This is a genomic window from Halomonas sp. KG2 (assembly GCA_030440445.1).
In the GTDB taxonomy this organism is placed as follows: Bacteria; Pseudomonadota; Gammaproteobacteria; order Pseudomonadales; family Halomonadaceae; genus Vreelandella.
Map to the genome: position 1 here is coordinate 974,765 of CP098528.1, position 19,439 is coordinate 994,203.

At 53.8% G+C, this 19,439-nt stretch carries 4 protein-coding genes (1 of these 4 cut by a window edge); 2 read left to right on the forward strand and 2 right to left on the reverse strand.

Annotated elements, in window-relative coordinates; genetic code table 11:
* Both NDQ72_04570 and NDQ72_04575 read left to right on the forward strand, forming a co-directional pair.
* Positions 1-2,034, forward strand: partial view of a non-ribosomal peptide synthase/polyketide synthase gene (locus NDQ72_04570; GenBank protein ID WKD29228.1) — the final stretch only. It extends 14,385 nt beyond the left edge of the window; 2,034 of the gene's 16,419 nt are visible here — the last part of the coding sequence; its start codon lies off the left edge, out of view; its stop codon occupies positions 2,032-2,034.
* Entirely contained in the window at positions 2,031-15,698 is a 13,668-nt protein-coding gene (locus NDQ72_04575) for a non-ribosomal peptide synthase/polyketide synthase (GenBank protein ID WKD29229.1), read from the forward strand. The genes NDQ72_04570 and NDQ72_04575 overlap by 4 nt, the downstream gene beginning before the upstream one ends.
* Positions 15,699-15,902: 204 nt before the next feature.
* Here NDQ72_04575 and NDQ72_04580 read toward each other — a convergent pair whose 3' ends face one another.
* Both NDQ72_04580 and NDQ72_04585 read right to left on the reverse strand, forming a co-directional pair.
* Complete coding sequence (locus NDQ72_04580) at positions 15,903-16,862, reverse strand: ABC transporter substrate-binding protein (GenBank protein WKD29230.1); 960 nt, start codon at positions 16,860-16,862, stop codon at positions 15,903-15,905.
* A gap of 213 nt (positions 16,863-17,075) precedes the next feature.
* Complete coding sequence (locus NDQ72_04585; GenBank protein WKD29231.1) at positions 17,076-19,253, reverse strand: TonB-dependent siderophore receptor; 2,178 nt, start codon at positions 19,251-19,253, stop codon at positions 17,076-17,078.
* Positions 19,254-19,439: the final 186 nt, after the last annotated feature.

A 19,439-nucleotide genomic window follows, 5' to 3' on the forward strand; every position in this document is an offset into this window, starting at 1 on the left:
GGGGATGGTTTCCAATTGGTGGGTCAGATTAGCCGTACAATCGGTGCGCAGCGGTTGTGTGATTACATGAAAGAAGCTGTGGTCGGCATCGTAGTGAACCTGCAAATGGCACCGCAGAAAGCGATAAGTGAGATCAGCCTGCTAGGAAAGTACGAGCAGCAGTTGTTGAGCGAATGGGGAGAGAATACGCAACAGTATTCCGACACTTCTCCAATTCATTACCTGATCGAACGGCAAACTGCGGCAGCCCCAGAGGCCACGGCGCTAGTATTTGAAGATCAGTCACTCAGCTATGCCGAACTCAACGCTCGTGCCAACCGCTTAGCGCACTATCTGATTGGGATGGGAGTACAGCCTGAGACCCGGGTGGGCATTGCCATTGAGCGCTCCATCGAGATGGTGGTGGGGCTACTGGCTATCCTCAAAGCGGGTGGTGTTTATGTACCGCTAGATCCAGATTATCCGAGTGATCGGTTGGCCTATATGGTCGAGGACAGTGGCATCGAGCTGCTGCTTACCCAGCAATATCTTCGCGAGTCGTTACCAGTAGCTGAAAGCCTGAATGTCATCGAACTGGATCAGTTGGATGTGACGCATCATGCGTCGACCAATCCAAACGTGGCGCTACACGGCGAAAATCTTGCTTACGTGATCTACACCTCGGGCTCCACAGGGCAACCTAAAGGGGCGCAGCTATGTCATGCGAACGTTATGCGATTGCTTGATACTACCGCACCTTGGTTCAATTTCGACGAGCAGGATGCCTGGACAATGTTCCACTCCTACGCCTTCGATTTCTCAGTGTGGGAGGTATTTGGTGCGCTGTGCACGGGCGGAAAACTTGTCGTAGTGCCCTACTGGGTTAGCCGTTCGCCGGAGGATTTCCTTGAGCTGCTATGCCGGGAAAAAGTGACAGTACTAAACCAGACGCCTTCTGCCTTCCGGCAACTGATGGCTACCCCCGATCTCTATAACACGGAAGACTTAGCGCTGCGTGTAGTGGTCTTCGGTGGGGAAGCATTGGAACCGGAAAGCCTGCGCCCTTGGATTGAGCATTTCGGTGATGATCATCCCCGCCTGATCAACATGTATGGCATCACTGAGACCACAGTGCATGTCACTTATCGGCGTGTGACAGTTGATGATCTGACAGGTCAGCGTAGTCCTATAGGGATTACCCTCCCGGATCTCGGTGCATATGTGTTGGATAGCCATCTTAATTATACCCCCATAGGAGTTCCTGGGGAGCTTTACGTATCAGGAGCAGGCTTGGCACGAGGCTATTTGAACCGTCGCAGCCTGACAGCGATGCGTTTCGTGGCTGACCCGTTTGGCTCAGGAGAGCGGCTCTATCGCACTGGTGACCTAGTGCGCTGGCATGAAGACGGCCAACTCGAGTACCTGGGGCGCATTGACCATCAGGTGAAAGTCCGCGGCTTCCGTATCGAACTGGGGGAAATCGAAGCCGGACTACTGGCTCAACCGGAGGTTCGAGAGGCGCTAGTGGTGGCACAAGAAGGCCCAGGTGGTTTGAGGCTGGTGGCGTATGTGGTTCCACAAGTTGGCATCGAACTCGACACGAGTGCATTACACGAGCGACTGGGACATCAGTTGCCGGACTATATGGTGCCGGGAGTGATGGTAGTGCTAGATGCGTTGCCGCTGAATGCCAATGGCAAAGTGGATCGTAAGGCGCTGCCCGAGCCGGATTTGGCCAGTGGCTCGCAGTTCGAGCCTCCCCAGGGCGAGGTGGAAGAAGAACTAGCGGCGATTTGGGCCGAAGTGTTAGAGGCAGAACGTGTAGGGCGTAATGACAGCTTCTTTGAGCGCGGAGGGCATTCGCTACTTGCTGTGCAAGTGGTGGCTCGAGTTCAAGCTGATATGCAAGTCGAGCTCCAACTATCCGAGGTGTTTAAGAAGCCACTGTTGCGCGATCTAGCAGAGTGTATTGCCACGCTAAGCAGCGGACACTCCTTAGAGCAGTCGCTCTCTGACATTGATTCCTTCATCGACAGCATGGATACCGTTCAATGAGTAACATCGATACCCATCGTATTGCGGAACGCTTTTCTGGATTGTCGGCCGAGCAGCGCCGTGTGGTTTACGACAAAATTCGTACTCAAGGGCTGGGGATTGGCCAGTTCCCAATTCTTTCTCGCCCTTCATCACAACAGAAAAATTGCTCGCCCTCTTATGCCCAGCTTCGCCAGTGGTTTCTCTGGCGCATGGATCCTCAGAGCAGCGCTTACCATATCACTGGCGCTCTAACCCTTAAGGGTTCGCTCGATTCTGAAGCATTGCGGGGTAGCTTCGCAGCCTTGGTGGCACGCCATGATTCATTGCGTACCCTGTTCCGTGAAGATGGCGAAGGAGGGGCGACGCAAGAGGTACAAGATGAGAGCGACTTCGCATTGCACGAGGTTGATCTAAGCCCTATGCCGTTGCATGAGCGTGAAGTAGCGATAGAGAATCAAGTTACACAGCTCTGCGATGCTCCCTTCGATCTAGAGCAGGGGCCGCTGTTGCGGGTGGGGCTATTGCGTTTAGCTAAAGAGGAGCACCTGCTGGTGGTGGTGATGCACCACATTGTCTCTGATGGTTGGTCGATACAGTTGATCATCGATGAATTTGCTGCCGACTACTGCGCTCGTGTGATGGGTGAGGTTTGGCAACCAACATCCTTACCGATTCAGTACGCCGATTATTCAGTATGGCAGCGTCAATGGATGGAAGCGGGTGAGAAGGAACGCCAGCTTGCCTACTGGCAGCAGGAGCTGGGTGACGAACATCCGGTACTGCAACTGCCAACTGATCGGCCCCGTCGCAACGATGGGCATTATCACGCTGCACGCCACCAAATGGTGCTCCCAGAATCACTGATTAGCGGGCTCCGCCAGCTAACCCAGGCGCAGGGTGCCACTCTGTTCATTACGCTACTGACAGGTTTCCAAGCGCTGCTGTATCGCTATACTGGGCAGGAAGATATTCGGGTCGGTGTACCGATCGCCAACCGCCACCGAACGGAAACCCAGGGAGTGGTGGGCCTCTTCGTCAATACACAGGTACTGCGCAACCAGTTGAATGGTCGCCAGAGCTTGGTTGAGGCGTTGGAACAGGGTAAACGCGCAGCGCTGGGCGCACAGGAGCACCAGGATCTACCCTTCGAACAGTTAGTTGAGGCACTGCAGCCGGAGCGTAGTCTGAGCCACACACCGCTGTTCCAGGTGATGTTCAGTCACCAACGGCAGGATCATGGCGCGCTGCAGACGCTACCAGGATTGGAACTGAGCAGTTGGCCACTAGAGAAGAAGGAGGCGCAGTTCGAGCTAACGCTTGATGTGGTGGAGCGTGCGGATGGCTACCTGGAGACAAACTTCGTTTACGCTGAAGAATTGTTCGACTCAACTACAATTGAACGCCTAGCGCAGCACTATGTCGCCGTTCTAGAGGCTCTGACAGAGATTCCAGAACGAGCACTAGGCGATATTGATTTGCTTGATAAAGGCGGTCATCTTCAATTACAGGCATGGGGAGTAAACCCTCAGTATTACTCCGATGTTCCGCCTATCCATCACCTGATCGAGCGCCAAGCGGCAGCAACCCCAGAGGCCACGGCACTAATCTTCGCTGAGCAGCGCCTCAGCTACGCCGAACTTAATGCCCACGCCAATCGTTTGGCCCACTATCTGATTGGTTTGGGCGTAAAACCCGAGACTCGAGTGGGCATCGCCATGGAGCGTTCTGTTGAAATGGTGGTGGGGCTGCTGGGGATTCTTAAGGCTGGCGGTGCCTATGTGCCGCTGGATCCTGATTACCCCGCCGAACGGCTAGCTTATATTGCCGAAGACAGCGGCATCGAACTACTTCTGACTCAACAGTTTCTCCGCGATATTTTGCCGGTGTTGGAAAACCAGAGTGTCATTGAGCTGGATCAGTTGGATGTTACGCATCACGCTTCGACAAACCCATCGGTGGAACTGCATGGCGAACATCTCGCTTATGTAATTTATACCTCGGGTTCCACAGGGCGCCCTAAAGGTGCAGCCATCCGTCACAATGCTTTAACCAACTGTATGCTCTGGATGCAGGAGGCCTATCAAATCACCGATGCGGATGCCGTACTGCACAAGGCTCCCTTCGGTTTCGATGTGTCGGTGTGGGAGATTTTCTGGCCGCTGAGTGTCGGAGCACGTTTAGTGGTCGCCCAGCCAGGGGATCATCGCGATCCCGAGCGCATCATTGCACTGATCCAGAAGCATGGGGTCACCACGCTCAATTTTGTGCCTTCAATGTTAAAAGCCTTCCTGGCCTACCCCGATATTAAGACCAAAACTCGCCTCAAACATATTATGTGCGGTGGTGAGGCCGTTCCAGCGGCGTTGCAGCAAGATGTGGCTGAGTGCCTTGATGGCGCCAACCTGCATGACCTGTATGGCCCAACCGAAACCACGATTCATGTCACGCACTGGTGGTGTCGTGGTGACGCTCAACGCCAGATACCTATTGGTCGGCCCATCAGCGGCACCCGCACTTATGTCTTAGACAGCGAGCTCAACCTAGTGCCGCAGGGTATAGAGGGTGAGCTTTACCTGGGCGGCGTAAGTCTGGCTCGTGGGTATCTAAACCGGAGTGATTTAACTGCGGATCGTTTTGTTGCCGATCCGTTTACAGCGGGAGAACGTCTCTATCGTACAGGCGACTTGGTGCGCTGGCGGGAGGATGGTCAGCTCGAGTACTTGGGGCGTCTTGATCACCAAGTGAAAATCCGCGGCCTACGTATTGAATTAGGCGAGATTGAAGCTGAATTGCTCGTTCAGCCAGAGGTGCGCGAGGCCGTAGTGGTAGCCCAGGAAGTCCCTGGTAGCTCCAGGTTGGTGGCGTATGTGGTTCCTCAAACCGGCATCGAGCTCGACACTAGCTCACTACGTGAAGCGCTGGGCCAGAAGCTGCCGGACTATATGGTGCCCGGACTCGTGGTTACGCTTGATGCGCTGCCGCTGAATGCCAACGGCAAGGTGGATCGCAAAGCGCTGCCCGAGCCAGAGTTCGTCGGCGTCTCACAGTACGAACCACCCCAAGGTGAGGTGGAAGAGACTCTGGCAAAAAACTGGTCCGAAGTACTTGGCGTCCAACGGGTGGGCCGTCACGACAACTTCTTTGAGTTAGGTGGCCATTCGCTTTTGGTGACCCAACTGGTTGCCCGCGTCCGTAGAGAGCAGAGTGTCGAGTTGCCTGTGCGTAGTGTTTTTGACACGCCGATATTGAAAGATCTTGCTACTTATCTGGAGAAGCTGGAAACACTAGAGGATGAGCATAGTCTAAGCAATCTTGACCTGAGTTTGGCTCCGCAGTCCTTTGCACAGCAGCGTCTCTGGTTTTTACATCAGCTTGAGCCAAGCTCTACGGCGTATCATTTACCGGGCATGTTGCGCTTAAAAGGAGCGTTGGATGAGCAAGCGCTCCAGCGGGCTTTCGATGGATTGGCTAGCCGGCATGCAATATTACGAACGCGTTTGTTGCCTCCTCCCGAGGGCAAAACAGTACCTCAGCAGGTAGTAGATGCCCCCGCGCCGATTAACATCGAACGAACTGATCTGAATGAGTCCGGTGATCTAGAAAAAGCCTTGAGTGTTCACGCCCAGGAGTTCATGGGGCGGCCCTTCCTTCTATCGGAGGAGTGCTTATGGCGCGCAGGCTTAGTGCGGGTGAGTGAAAAGGAATGGCGGCTATTGATTTGCATGCATCATGCTATTTCTGATGGCTTGTCCGTATCAGTCTTGCTGAGAGATTTCTCCGTCTTGTATGAGGCAATTTGTCGGGGTGAAGAGCCGATACTAGATGCACTGCCGGTTCAATATACGGATTTTGCTGTCTGGCAACGGCAATGGTTATCCGGAGGAGAAGGCGAGCGGCAACTGAATTACTGGCGTCATCAGTTGGGGCATGAGCATCCGGTGCTGGAATTACCGGCGGATAGGCCGCGGCCAGCGCGCCAAAGTTTTCTGGGTGCTTACCATCGCTTTACCCTGACTGAGCCCTTGTCAAAGCAGGTGCATGCGCTGGCGGCTGCCTATAACGCAACACCTTTCATGGTCTTACTGGCCACCTACAATGTACTGTTGCATCGTCTTAGTGGTCAGAACGACCTGCGAGTGGGTGTGCCCATCGCCGGGCGTAACCGCCATGAAACTGAGAACTTGATTGGTTTCTTCGTCAACACCCAAGTGCTACGTTGCGAGATTGATACTGCCTCGCACTTTGATCGGGTGCTAGAGTCCGTTCGTGAGGCTGCCATCGATGCTCAGGCTCATCAGGATCTGCCGTTCGAACAACTGGTGGAGGTGTTGCAACCTGAGCGTAGCCTCAGTCACAACCCATTGTTCCAAGTGCTCTACGATCATCAACGTCGTGGCGATGGCCATCAGATACACCTGCCTGGACTGGAAACAGAGACGCTTGAGATCGAAGGAGGAACAACCCAATTCGATTTGGCACTCAACACCCAAGAAGACGGTGATGGTGTGTTGTTGGGCAGTTGGAACTATGCCACTGACCTATTCGATGTCGAGACCATCAAGCACTTTCACTGCCAGTTCGAGTGTTTGCTAGAGCAAGTTGTGGCGTCTCCAGAAAGTGTCATTGGCGATTACGATCTGCTTGACGAGAATCAGCGCCAGCAATTGAAAGCTTGGAACCATACCACCCTGGATTATGGCCAACCGCGGCCAGTGCACCGTCTGTTCGAGCGGCAGGCAATGCTCCATCCGGGACGAGAAGCCCTAATCTTTGGTGAGCAGCGTCTAAGCTATTCCGAACTGGATCGGGCAGCGAACCGGCTCGCCCATTACCTGCTGGCGCAGGGGATGAGTAGCCAAACGCTTGTGGGGCTAGCTGTCGAGCGTTCCGTCGAGATGGTGGTGGCTTTGTATGCAATGCATAAGGCGGGTACCGCCTATGTCCCTATCGACCCCGATCATCCTCAAGCCCGACAGCAGCAGGTACTGGGCGATGCTGATGTGACACTATTGCTGACACATGATGCTGTAGTGGGTCGACTATCCCCTGATCATGGTTTGGCTATCGTTAATTTGGATCGACTTGACCTTTCTTGCCAGCCGACAACGGTACCTAATATCCCGTTGTCTCCTAAGCAGCGCGCTTATGTGATCTATACTTCCGGTTCCACTGGCAAGCCGAAAGGGGTGGCGAACACCCATGAGGCTTTATACAACCGCCTTCAGTGGATGCAATCCGCCTACCAGCTTGAAGAAGGCGACAGCGTACTGCAGAAAACCCCTTACAGTTTCGATGTGTCAGTGTGGGAGTTCTTCTGGCCACTGATGGTAGGAGCGCGCTTGGTTGTTGCCCAGCCTGGTGATCATCATGATCCGCAGAGAATGGTGAAATTAATCCGCAAGGAATCAGTGACCACGCTCCACTTCGTACCGTCGATGCTAACGGCATTCCTAGCACAGGAAGATCTGTCTGGCTGTGATTCGCTACGCCGTATTGTCTGCAGCGGCGAGGCTCTCCCAAAAGACGTACAGGATCGAGCACTAGAACGTTTGCCACAAGCGAGGATTTACAACCTTTATGGTCCGACTGAGGCGGCTATCGATGTCACCCACTGGACCTGCTGTCAGGATGAGCGCACTACCGTGCCAATCGGTCGCCCCATCGGCAACCTTCAGATCCACATTCTGGACAGTCGGTTAACTCCTCAACCCATAGGTATACCTGGTGAGCTTTACATCGGTGGTGCGGGGCTGGCAGAGGGGTATCACGGACGACCGGATCTGACGGCAGAGCATTTCATTCCGAGTCCCTTTGCCGTGGGGCAGCGTCTTTATCGTAGTGGGGATCTGGCACGCTGGTGTCGTGACGGCACTCTTGAGTATCTGGGACGACTGGATCACCAGATCAAGCTACGGGGCCTCCGAATAGAGCTGGGAGAGATAGAGGCAGTGATGCGAACCAGGCCCGACGTCGATGAGGCCGCAGTTACGACACACCATGGGCAACTGGTTGGTTACGTACAAGGTTCAGACGTGGATATTGAGGCCCTGCAAGCTGAACTCAGACACTACCTACCAGAATATATGGTACCGACTCATATCGTCACGTTAGAGACATTTCCGCTGTCGGCTAACGGCAAGCTGGATCGCAAGGCCCTACCTTCCCCGGCAATGAAAGGGGCTGATTACGAGGTGCCGCAAACGCAGACCGAACGTCAGCTCGCCGAACTATGGCAGGAGGTGTTGGAAGTTGAACGGGTCGGGCGTCGTGACAACTTCTTCAGTCTTGGTGGCCACTCTCTGCTCGGGGTACATTTGGTTCATCGTATTCAGAAGGTCTTGAAGAAGACCTTGCCTTTGAACGTACTGTTCGAGTCAGCAACTTTGGCGGCATTAGCCGCGATGCTGGAGCGAGTGCCGGTGGAGGAAACTCCTGCCTTGCAACCTGCTGTACGCGGCCAACTGGCGCCTCAGTCCTTTGCGCAACAGCGCCTGTGGTTCCTGGCGCAATTGGAACCAGAGAGTTGTGCCTACCATCTGCCTTCCGGCATGAGGCTGCAGGGAGACTTGGATGAAGAGGCCCTGATTGCGGCGTTCGAGAAGATGATCGTGCGGCATGAATCCCTGCGCACCTGTTTCTGCCATGGCGAGGACGGGAATCCGCAGCAGTGGGTACTGCAGACGACAGACGTGCCCATCGAGCGGCATGATCTCCGCTTCCTTGCTAGTGATGTGGAGGCCGCCGTTGAAACGCTGCTCCGGGATGTCAGTCGGCGCCCTTTCGATCTGGAAGCCGTACCGCCTTGGCGGGGGGCCTTGGTTCAGGTGGGCGAGCGTGAATGGTGTCTGCTGATATGCATGCATCATATCATCTCCGATGGCTGGTCAATGCAGGTGCTGCTGGAGGAACTGGTCGCGTTCTATCGCAGCGAATCGCTCGGGGAGCTAGAGCAAGCCGAACCCTTGGTGACCCAGTATGCCGACTATGCCATCTGGCAGCGGGAACAGTTATCGGGTGCAGAATTGGAACGTCAATTGGCCTGGTGGAAGGCACAGCTAGGCGATGAGCATCCCCCCCTGGATCTGCCTGCCGATCGCTCGCGCCCGGCCCAGCGGTATGGCAGTGGGGCCCAGCATACCTTCAACTTTCCCCCAGAACTGGTCGATCAACTGCGCCAATCAGCCAGGGATCAGCAGGCATCCCTGTTTATGCTGATCCTGACCGGCTTCGCAGCCCTGTTACATCGCCTCAGTGGCCAGCGAGACTTGCGCATCGGGGTTCCCGTGGCTGGGCGTCATCAGCCTGGCACCGAGGGGATAATCGGTTTTTTTGTCAATACTCTGGTACTGCGCGCAGAGACCGAGCCTGGTGACCGGATCAGCGATCTGCTGGCCCATGTGTGCAAGCGTACCCGTGAAGTGCATGCGCACGCTGACCTACCGTTCGAGCAGTTGGTGGAGGCCTTACAGCCCGAACGTAGCCTTAGCCATAACCCGCTGTTCCAGGTGGGCTACAACCATCAGGTCTTCGACCATCGTCCGTTGGATCGAATGGGTAGCGTGTGTTGCGAGCCATTGGCTGCACCCGTGGAGAATGCCCATTTTGATCTGGTGCTGGGGACTCAGGAAGATGAGAACGGTCGCATTACAGGCCATCTAAACTATGCGACTGATATCTTCAATTCAGATACTGTCGTGCGGATGGCTGATCAATTGTTGTTGTTGTTAAAGGCCTTGGCCGAGTGCCCGCAACGGTTGTTGTGCGATATAGATTTGCTGAGTGACCGAGAGCACGGCCAGTTACAACAATGGGGGGTAAACGAAGAATGCCACTCGCAAGACGAACCGATGCACTGCCTGATCGAGCGCCAGGCAGCGGCGAAGCCCAAGGCCACGGCACTCATCTTCGATGATCGACAGATTACCTATGCTGAACTCAATGGCCGCGCCAACCAGGTGGCCCACTATCTGATCGGGCTAGGCGTAAAACCTGAGACGCGGGTGGGCATTGCCATGGAGCGTTCTGTTGAAATGGTGGTGGGGCTGCTGGCGATTCTCAAGGCGGGTGGCGCCTATGTTCCGCTGGATCCCGAGTATCCTTCAGAGCGGCTGGCCTTCATCGCCGACGATAGTGGCATCGAGTTGCTGTTGACCCAGCACCACTTGCGCGAGTCACTGCCAGTAGCGGATAACCTAAGCATTGTTGAGCTGGATCGGCTGGACGTTGCGCATCACGCTGCTACCAATCCAGCGGTGGCGCTGCACGGCGAGCACCTCGCCTACGTGATTTACACCTCGGGTTCTACCGGGCGGCCCAAGGGCGCTGCCATTCGCCATGATGCCTTGACCAACTGCATGGTCTGGATGCAGGAGACCTATCAACTCACCGATACCGATGCCGTACTGCACAAGGCGCCGTTCGGGTTCGATGTGTCGGTATGGGAGATTTTCTGGCCGCTGAGTGTTGGGGTTCGCCTAGTAGTTGCTCAGCCAGGCGATCATCGGGATCCTGAGCGCATCATCGAGCTGATCCAGCGGCACGGGGTCACCACGATCAATTTTGTGCCTTCAATGTTAAAGGCTTTCCTGGCCTACCCTGATGTTAAAGCCAAAACTCGTCTAAAGCATATTATGTGCGGTGGAGAGGCCGTTCCAGCGGCGCTGCAGCAAGATGTGGCAGAGTGCCTTGATGGTGCCAACCTACATGATCTCTATGGCCCCACCGAAACTACCATTCATGTTACTCACTGGTGGTGCCGTGATGACGCTCAGCGCCAGATACCTATTGGGCGGCCCATCAGCGGCACCTGCACCTATGTATTAGATGCAGAGCTCAACCTAGTGCCACAGGGCGTAGCGGGAGAGTTGTACCTGGGCGGGGTAAGCCTGGCCCGTGGGTATCTAAACCGGAGTGATTTAACGGCGGATCGTTTTGTTGCCGATCCTTTTGCACAGGGCGAACGGCTCTACCGCACCGGCGATCTGGTTCGTTGGCGGGAGGATGGTCAACTTGAGTACCTGGGGCGTCTCGACCATCAAGTAAAAATACGTGGCCTGCGTATCGAACTGGGGGAGGTCGAAACCGAGCTATTGGCTCAACCGAAGGTTCGTGAAGCGATAGTGGTAGCTCAAGAAGGGGCTGGCGGCTCTAGGTTAGTCGCTTATGTGGTTCCCCAGGCAGGCACTCAACTCGACACCAGCTCTCTACGTGCAGCGCTGGGTCAAAAACTACCGGATTATATGGTGCCGGGAGTCGTGGTCACGCTCGAGGCGCTGCCGTTGAATGCCAATGGCAAGGTAGACCGCAAGGCACTACCCGAGCCGGACTTAGCCAGTGGATCGCAGTACGAGGCCCCACGGGGGGAGGCAGAAGAAAATCTAGCGGAGATCTGGTCTGAAGTATTGGGCGTGGAACAGGTGGGGCGCTATGACAACTTCTTTGAGTTGGGTGGCCATTCGCTATTGGCTCTAAAAGTACTGGAACAAATGCGGGATCGCGGACTGACGGCACAGGTACGCACCCTGTTCCAACATCCGGAATTAGCAGCTTTTGCTCAAGCGTTGGCACAAGCGCCCGAGCAAGCTGAGATCATCATCCCGCCCAATCTGATTCCTTACGATTGCCAGGCGCTGCGGCCTGAGATGCTGACGCTAATTGATCTCAATGCTGAGGAGATTAGAGTGGTTGAAGCGGCAGTGCCCGGTGGTGCTGCCAACATCCAGGACATCTACCCACTGGCGTCGCTGCAGGAGGGTATCCTTTTCCATCACCGGCTGCAGGAGAAAGGCGATGCCTATGTGACTCCCCGCTTGCTCGGTTTTGATAACCGAGAACGGTTGGAGGCGTTTATTGCCAGCTTTAACCAGCTCATTGCCCGCCACGACATACTGCGTACTGCGGTGCTCTGGGAAAGGATCCGCGAACCGGTACAGGTGGTCTGCCGTTATGCAGTGCTGGAGATCGAATGGTCAGCGGTGCCGGATGAAGCAACTGGTCGTGTAGCCGAATGGTTATATACCCAGACAGATCCTGAGCATCATCGCATTGATGTGCGTAGGGCGCCTATGCTGCGGGCAGTGGCTGCATACGATGCTGAGCAAGGTCGCTGGTTACTGCAGTTGCCTAGCCACCACTTGGTAATGGATCACACCACCCTTGAGCTGCTGGTGGAAGAAATTGCTCTGCTCCAGCAAGGTCGTGTGGATGCGTTGCCCGACCCAATCCCATTCCGTAACTTTGTGGCGCAAGCGAGGCTTGGGGTAAGCCCAGAAGAACATGAAGCCTTCTTCCGCGAACGATTGAGTGATATAGAAGAACCCACGGCGCCATTCGGGTTACTGGAGGTACGTGGTGATGGCAGTGATATTGAGGAAGTGCGCCTGCCGCTAGAGGATGGGTTAGCTCAGCAGGTGCGGCAACAGGCGCAGCGCCATGGTGTGAGCACGGCCAGCCTGTTCCACTTAGCCTGGGCCTTGGTGCTGAGTAAAACCACCGGGCATGACGACGTGGTGTTCGGAACCGTGCTGTTCGGGCGTATGCAGGGTATCGACGGTGCCGAACGGGCGCTGGGGATGTTTATTAATACGCTCCCTGTTCGCATCCAAATGAGTTCTCAGCGTGTTGATAAATGCCTGCGCCACACCCACGATGCTCTGTCAGAGCTAATGCATCACGAGCATGCCAGCCTTGGGCTGGCACAGCGATGCAGTGGGCTGCCTGGAGGAATGCCACTATTTACGAGCCTGTTGAATTATCGTTATAACGCGCCTCAGACAAATAGTAGGTTCATTGATGCATGGAAAGGTATGGAGTCTCTGGGGGGCCAGGAGCGTACTAATTACCCCATTGGTATGGCGGTAGATGATCTGGGGGAGGGTTTCCAGCTAGTGGGCCAGGTTAGCCGCAAGCTCGGGGCGCAGCGGCTATGTGAGTACCTGAGAGCGGCCGTTGCCGACATCGTGGAAAGCCTGCAAACAGCACCGCAGCGAGCGGTGAGCGATATCAGCCTGCTAGGAAAAAACGAACGGCAATTGATGAGCGATTGGGGTGTAAACACCCAACGGTATTCCGACGCTCCGCCAATCCATCACCTGATTGAGAACTACGCGGCTGCAACTCCAGAGGCCACGGCACTGATTTTCGCTGAGCAGCATCTCAGCTACGCTGAACTTAATGCCCGTGCCAATCGCTTGGCCCATTATCTGATCGGGCTAGGCGTAAAACCTGAGACGCGGGTGGGCATTGCCATGGAGCGTTCTGTTGAAATGGTGGTGGGGCTGCTGGCGATTCTCAAGGCGGGTGGCGCCTATGTTCCGCTGGATCCCGAGTATCCTTCAGAGCGGCTGGCCTTCATCGCCGACGATAGTGGCATCGAGTTGCTGTTGACCCAGCACCACTTGCGCGAGTCACTGCCAGTAGCGGATAACCTAAGCATTGTTGAGCTGGATCGGCTGGACGTTGCGCATCACGCTGCTACCAATCCAGCGGTGGCGCTGCACGGCGAGCACCTCGCCTACGTGATTTACACCTCGGGTTCTACCGGGCGGCCCAAGGGCGCTGCCATTCGCCATGATGCCTTGACCAACTGCATGGTCTGGATGCAGGAGACCTATCAACTCACCGATACCGATGCCGTACTGCACAAGGCGCCGTTCGGGTTCGATGTGTCGGTATGGGAGATTTTCTGGCCGCTGAGTGTTGGGGTTCGCCTAGTAGTTGCTCAGCCAGGCGATCATCGGGATCCTGAGCGCATCATCGAGCTGATCCAGCGGCACGGGGTCACCACGATCAATTTTGTGCCTTCAATGTTAAAGGCTTTCCTGGCCTACCCTGATGTTAAAGCCAAAACTCGTCTAAAGCATATTATGTGCGGTGGAGAGGCCGTTCCAGCGGCGCTGCAGCAAGATGTGGCAGAGTGCCTTGATGGTGCCAACCTACATGATCTCTATGGCCCCACCGAAACTACCATTCATGTTACTCACTGGTGGTGCCGTGATGACGCTCAGCGCCAGATACCTATTGGGCGGCCCATCAGCGGCACCTGCACCTATGTATTAGATGCAGAGCTCAACCTAGTGCCACAGGGCGTAGCGGGAGAGTTGTACCTGGGCGGGGTAAGCCTGGCCCGTGGGTATCTAAACCGGAGTGATTTAACGGCGGATCGTTTTGTTGCCGATCCTTTTGCACAGGGCGAACGGCTCTACCGCACCGGCGATCTGGTTCGTTGGCGGGAGGATGGTCAACTTGAGTACCTGGGGCGTCTCGACCATCAAGTAAAAATACGTGGCCTGCGTATCGAACTGGGGGAGGTCGAAACCGAGCTATTGGCTCAACCGAAGGTTCGTGAAGCGATAGTGGTAGCTCAAGAAGGGGCTGGCGGCTCTAGGTTAGTCGCTTATGTGGTTCCCCAGGCAGGCACTCAACTCGACACCAGCTCTCTACGTGCAGCGCTGGGTCAAAAACTACCGGATTATATGGTGCCGGGAGTCGTGGTCACGCTCGAGGCGCTGCCGTTGAATGCCAATGGCAAGGTAGACCGCAAAGCACTGCCTGAACCTAACTTTGAGGAAAAATGCGAGTATGTGACACCCTCTACGCCAGAAGCCCGACAGCTTGCCGAGATATGGCAAAAAGTGCTGGGTGTTGAGCGTGTCGGCGAGACCGATAACTTCTTCGAGTTAGGTGGTGACTCCCTACTAAGTCTACAAGTGATGAGCCATGTGCAAGCTCTGCAGGAACCTAGGCTTAACTTCAAATTGTTCGATCTGATGCAGAAACCGACCATAGCTGATTTACTGGGAGTGAGAAATCATACTGAGATACTGCCCAAAGGGGCTGTCATGCTCAATGGTGAGTGTCGTCATCAGCCGCCGCTATTCTGCATCCATGCTGTTATGGGGACGGTTTTCGACTACCAGCCGTTGGCGCGCCGCTTGCATGGAGTATGCACGGTTTACGGTCTGCCGTGCCGAATGTTGGCCGATCCACAGCATTGTGACACTTCGCTTGAAGCAATGGCGGATGACTATGTGGAGACGATACGCCGTATACAGCCCTTGGGTCCCTATCGGCTGCTAGGGTGGTCTCTTGGTGGGGCATTAGCAACGATGATCGCTGCACGGTTTGAAAAGCAAGGTCAAGATGTAAGCCTGTTAGCACTGGTGGATCCCTATATTCCAGGAGTTGTCCGAGATGTTGAAAATGACTGGCAGCGAGATTTCGTTAACTTTGCATCGGTGATTCTACCGGGGGTATCGCTAGAACCACTCGGCAATTTTGAAGAGGGCACACAGGAACCGAGTGAGGAGGTATGTGCTATTAAGATGGCTAAGCTGATAGCATCGTACGATACATCAAGTCGTGAGGGTTACGCTGGACTGGGTAGCAAGGAGCTAGCCCGCATATTCTATGTAGCGCGGCACTTGAAGCATCTTTCACTACAGGTCGATACCTTGCCAGCACTGAATTGTGAAGTGGACTGCTGGTGGGCAAATGAGCGGCCAAAGGAGCAGCAACTAGCGCTGGAACAACAATTGGATCAGTTACCGAGGTGCTCAATCAAAACTTCCGATGATCATTTCTTTATTATCACTGGCGAAGCCTTGCTATCAAAAATCGAGAAGGTGTTAAAGGAAACAGATAACTCCCGGGCTTTATATATGACTAATAACATGCTGGTCTGAGCTTCGGTTTTGGACGCACTCTCTCTTCTCGGCCGCTCAGCCGGGCGACCGAGAAGAGTTATGCATTGCTTACTACTTCTCATCAGCAGACCGTCGTGCAACAAGCTGGGGTGCGCCATTAGAGCTAGCTTATCTGATAAGCCACCTCATAGTGTGAGACATTGATACAATGATGTGCATATCTCATGCGAATGCGCAGAATCGTTAGCGGTTTGTAGCGGAAGAAGTAATGCTGGTGTTGCCACCTTCAATAAGATGGCTGACAAGGCTTTCGGCGAAGCGGAGGGCGGAAGGCAATCCTCCCCATAGCCAGTAATTGATAGGAATAATTGTATAGTTTCCTTGTCTCACGCTTGGCAAATGCCTCCACTGACCATCAGTGAGTAATTGCCTCTGCCTTCCAGGAGGATCATAGGGACTATTAAGAAAGATCATTTTAGCATTAGTGTTAAAAAGTGGCCCTACACTGGTAGTTGTAAAGCCCCATTGCCCTGTTTTCTCCTGCCAAGCGTTTCTAAGTCCAAGACGATTTAACACCATGCCTTCTATACTTCCATTGCCATGAACGCGGGCATGGCGCTCATCCATTAGGCGTATAATTAACAAAGGAGTATCAATACTATTAATTTGCTTTTTTAAATCGTCAAAGCGGTGGTTGGTTTGCTCAATATACTGCTCCGATGCGGCAGGGGCGCTGACTAGATCGCCAAGCATTCGAGTCACGTCTTCAATAACGTTCCAATGGTCTTGTTCATTATTAGTATTGGAAAACTTATAAAAAGGGTACTCCTCAACATCAGCAATTTCTCTGAGCCTTGGTATTAAACTGACATGGGCGGGTGGTGAAATCAGAATACGCCGTGCAGGAAGGCTTGCAAGAAGTTCAAGGTTAGGAAGGTGAATATAACCGAGGTTAGTCGCACGAGGGATGATTCCGTCATATTTCTCGTATATTTCGAGGCCTGCTAGAAATTTAGGTGGGTGGCCAATCGCGTTGAGTGTCTCCGCGATGGTGAAATCAAACGTCGCCAAGGGGACTGTGCTGATATCATCACTTGCCATTGAAACGTTGCGAATAATTAATAAACCAATTAGTAGTATGATTGATGAGGTAATTTTTTTGTAACGTGTAGGACAGAGAAAGGCACCATATTGATGCTTCACTACTATGCCTGTGTTTTGCGTATAAAGAGGTGTCATGATGATTGTTAAGTGTCCAGGTTTACCGGGCAAGATCGGTTATTAGACAAAATGACAGCGGCCAGATGGCGGGCAATCTGGCTGCTGATGCTGTTTATGGCGAGACCAATAGGATGATTTATCTACGCTTGTTACCTCGTTATCTCATCTCGTGATAAGGAGTTGCATGCACAATGATCACCACTGATAGGATGCTGTGCCGACAATACTACGAGGTTCTCCATAGAAACACGCATAGGAGCAAGACTCGATATAGGTTTCGTCGGTTAGGTTGGTAGCATTAAGTGACAGAATCCACGGGCCTGTCTCATAGCTGACCATGGCGTCAACAAGGGTAAACGCGGGCACTTCACCATCAATAAAGGAAAGTGGTTGGGTTGAACCCACATAACGCACGCCAGCACCGAGTTTCAGACCTGGTAAACCGAAGCTACCCAAGCGGTAGTCACCCCAAAGCGAGAATTGATTATAAGGCACCCGAGCAGACCGTTCCCCTACCTCATCGGGAGTAGCTGGACTGCTTTTAGTGGTGCGTGCATCGGTATAGGCGTAGGCTGCGACCAGGTTGGCGTTGGGGCCGATTGCTGTCTTGGCTTCCAGCTCAACGCCACGAGAACGCACTTCCCCCATTTGTCTCTGGAAACTGGTGTCAACTGGATCGGTAACCAGTACATTTTCTTGAGTCAGCTCATAGGCGGTGGCAGTTAATAGAGTGTCCGCCCCCTCTGGTTGAAAACGAATACCTGCTTCGTACTGCTCACCTTGGGTGGGCTTGAATTGGTTACCGTTGCGGTCGGTGCCAGTCGCTACCTCAAAAGATTGACTGAAACTGACGAAGGGCGCTAAGCCATTATCGGCTAGATAAACAAATCCGATGCGACCAGTGAAGGCATCATCATCCTGCTGCTGCCCTTGGGAGGGATCGAAGTATAAAGAGGTTTCTGTATCGGTCCAATCTTGACGCCCGCCCAACATGACAACCCATTGATCGGCAATCTTCATTTGGTTCTGAAAATACAGGCCCACTTGCTCATTGCGACTCACATGAGAATAGGAATTGGGGGTGCTCTCACCTAGCTCGCCGCTCCCATAGATAGGATCGTAGAGATCCAGAGGTGGTACGGTTCGCCGATAACGTTCGGTTTCGTGGCGTTGGCGGGCATAGTCGAGGCCAACCAGAGTGGTGTTGGCAGTTGCCCCAGCCTCCCAGTCATACTGCAAGGAGGTATCTGAGGAAAGTGCCCTGGAGGCATCGCGCCGAACATTTGCATATCTAGAATAGAGGCGCCCATCGGAGCTTAGAGGGCTCTGAAGAACGCCAATATTGTCGATATCTCGATCGGCGTGGAAGGTACGTAGACTGTGGCGAAGTTTCAGTTGATCAGAGAAGTTGTGTTCGAGTAGGTAGCCAAGAGAGTAGCGCTCATTATCGTACTCATCGAAACCGGGTTCTCCCACGAAACGTCCCCGAGGAATATCACCATTGGGATTAGGAAGAATGGTGCCATTGTTTGGCAATCCATAGAAGTAGACGCTTTGGTCGTGCTGATATTCGCTCAGCAGAGTTAGTGACGTATCCTCGTCGGGCTGCCATTTGAGAGCGGGGGCGATATAGGTGCGATCATCGGGCACATGGTCGATAAAAGTATTGCTGTCGCGGTGTAGCATAGTCAAACGATATGACCACTCTCCATCTTCATCCAGGGCATTGGAGAAGTCTGCAGATATTTGTTTACGGTCAAAGCTGCCTGCCTGAAAATTAATTTCGCGCAGGGGCTCTGTAGTAGGGCGTTTGCTAACTGCATTAATCAAACCACCCGGAGAGGCCACACCATAGAGAATTGATGTGGGCCCTTTCAGTACTTCTAACCGTTCAAGGCCGTAAAGTTCCTGCTGTCCGTCGAATGAGTTTGCTTGATATTTACTGCCATCCCGATATGTGGTCGAGACTTGAAAGCCGCGAACCATCTGGGAGTCACTGGTTTTATCGATTGCGCCAAGATTTGCGCTAGTAACACCGGCGGTATAGCCTAGCGCTTGGTAAGCATTCTGCGCACCATAGTTGCGGAATTCCTGGCTACCGACTATAGAGATAGACTGTGGAGTTTCTATGATCGGCGTGTCGGTCTTGGTGCCCGTGGTGCTACGAGTGGCGACAATGCCTTGCACCGGCCCTGTGGCTTCTTCATAGATACGACTTTCTGTCACTTGCAGTGTAGGTAGCTCGGTAGAAGATCCACTACCTGACGAGGCGCGTTGTTCAGCATCCTGAGCAAGCACGGCCGTTGGGGCACTACACGCAGCAACAGCAATAGCTGTGGTTAGCCACCGTTTGCGGAAAGAAGGTTGGTTCACGAATGTTCTCCTTGCATTAGATTCATTTTGATTTTTTGTAAATGCTAATTGTTATTGTTTGTATTATGTGTATCTATATCTTGATGTCAACTTCGTGTGAGCATCTGGGAGGGGGGAATCCTGAATTCAAACCAAAATTGAGGATTGGCTTAAAATTATGGTGCGATGACTTCGTGCTCACAGGTA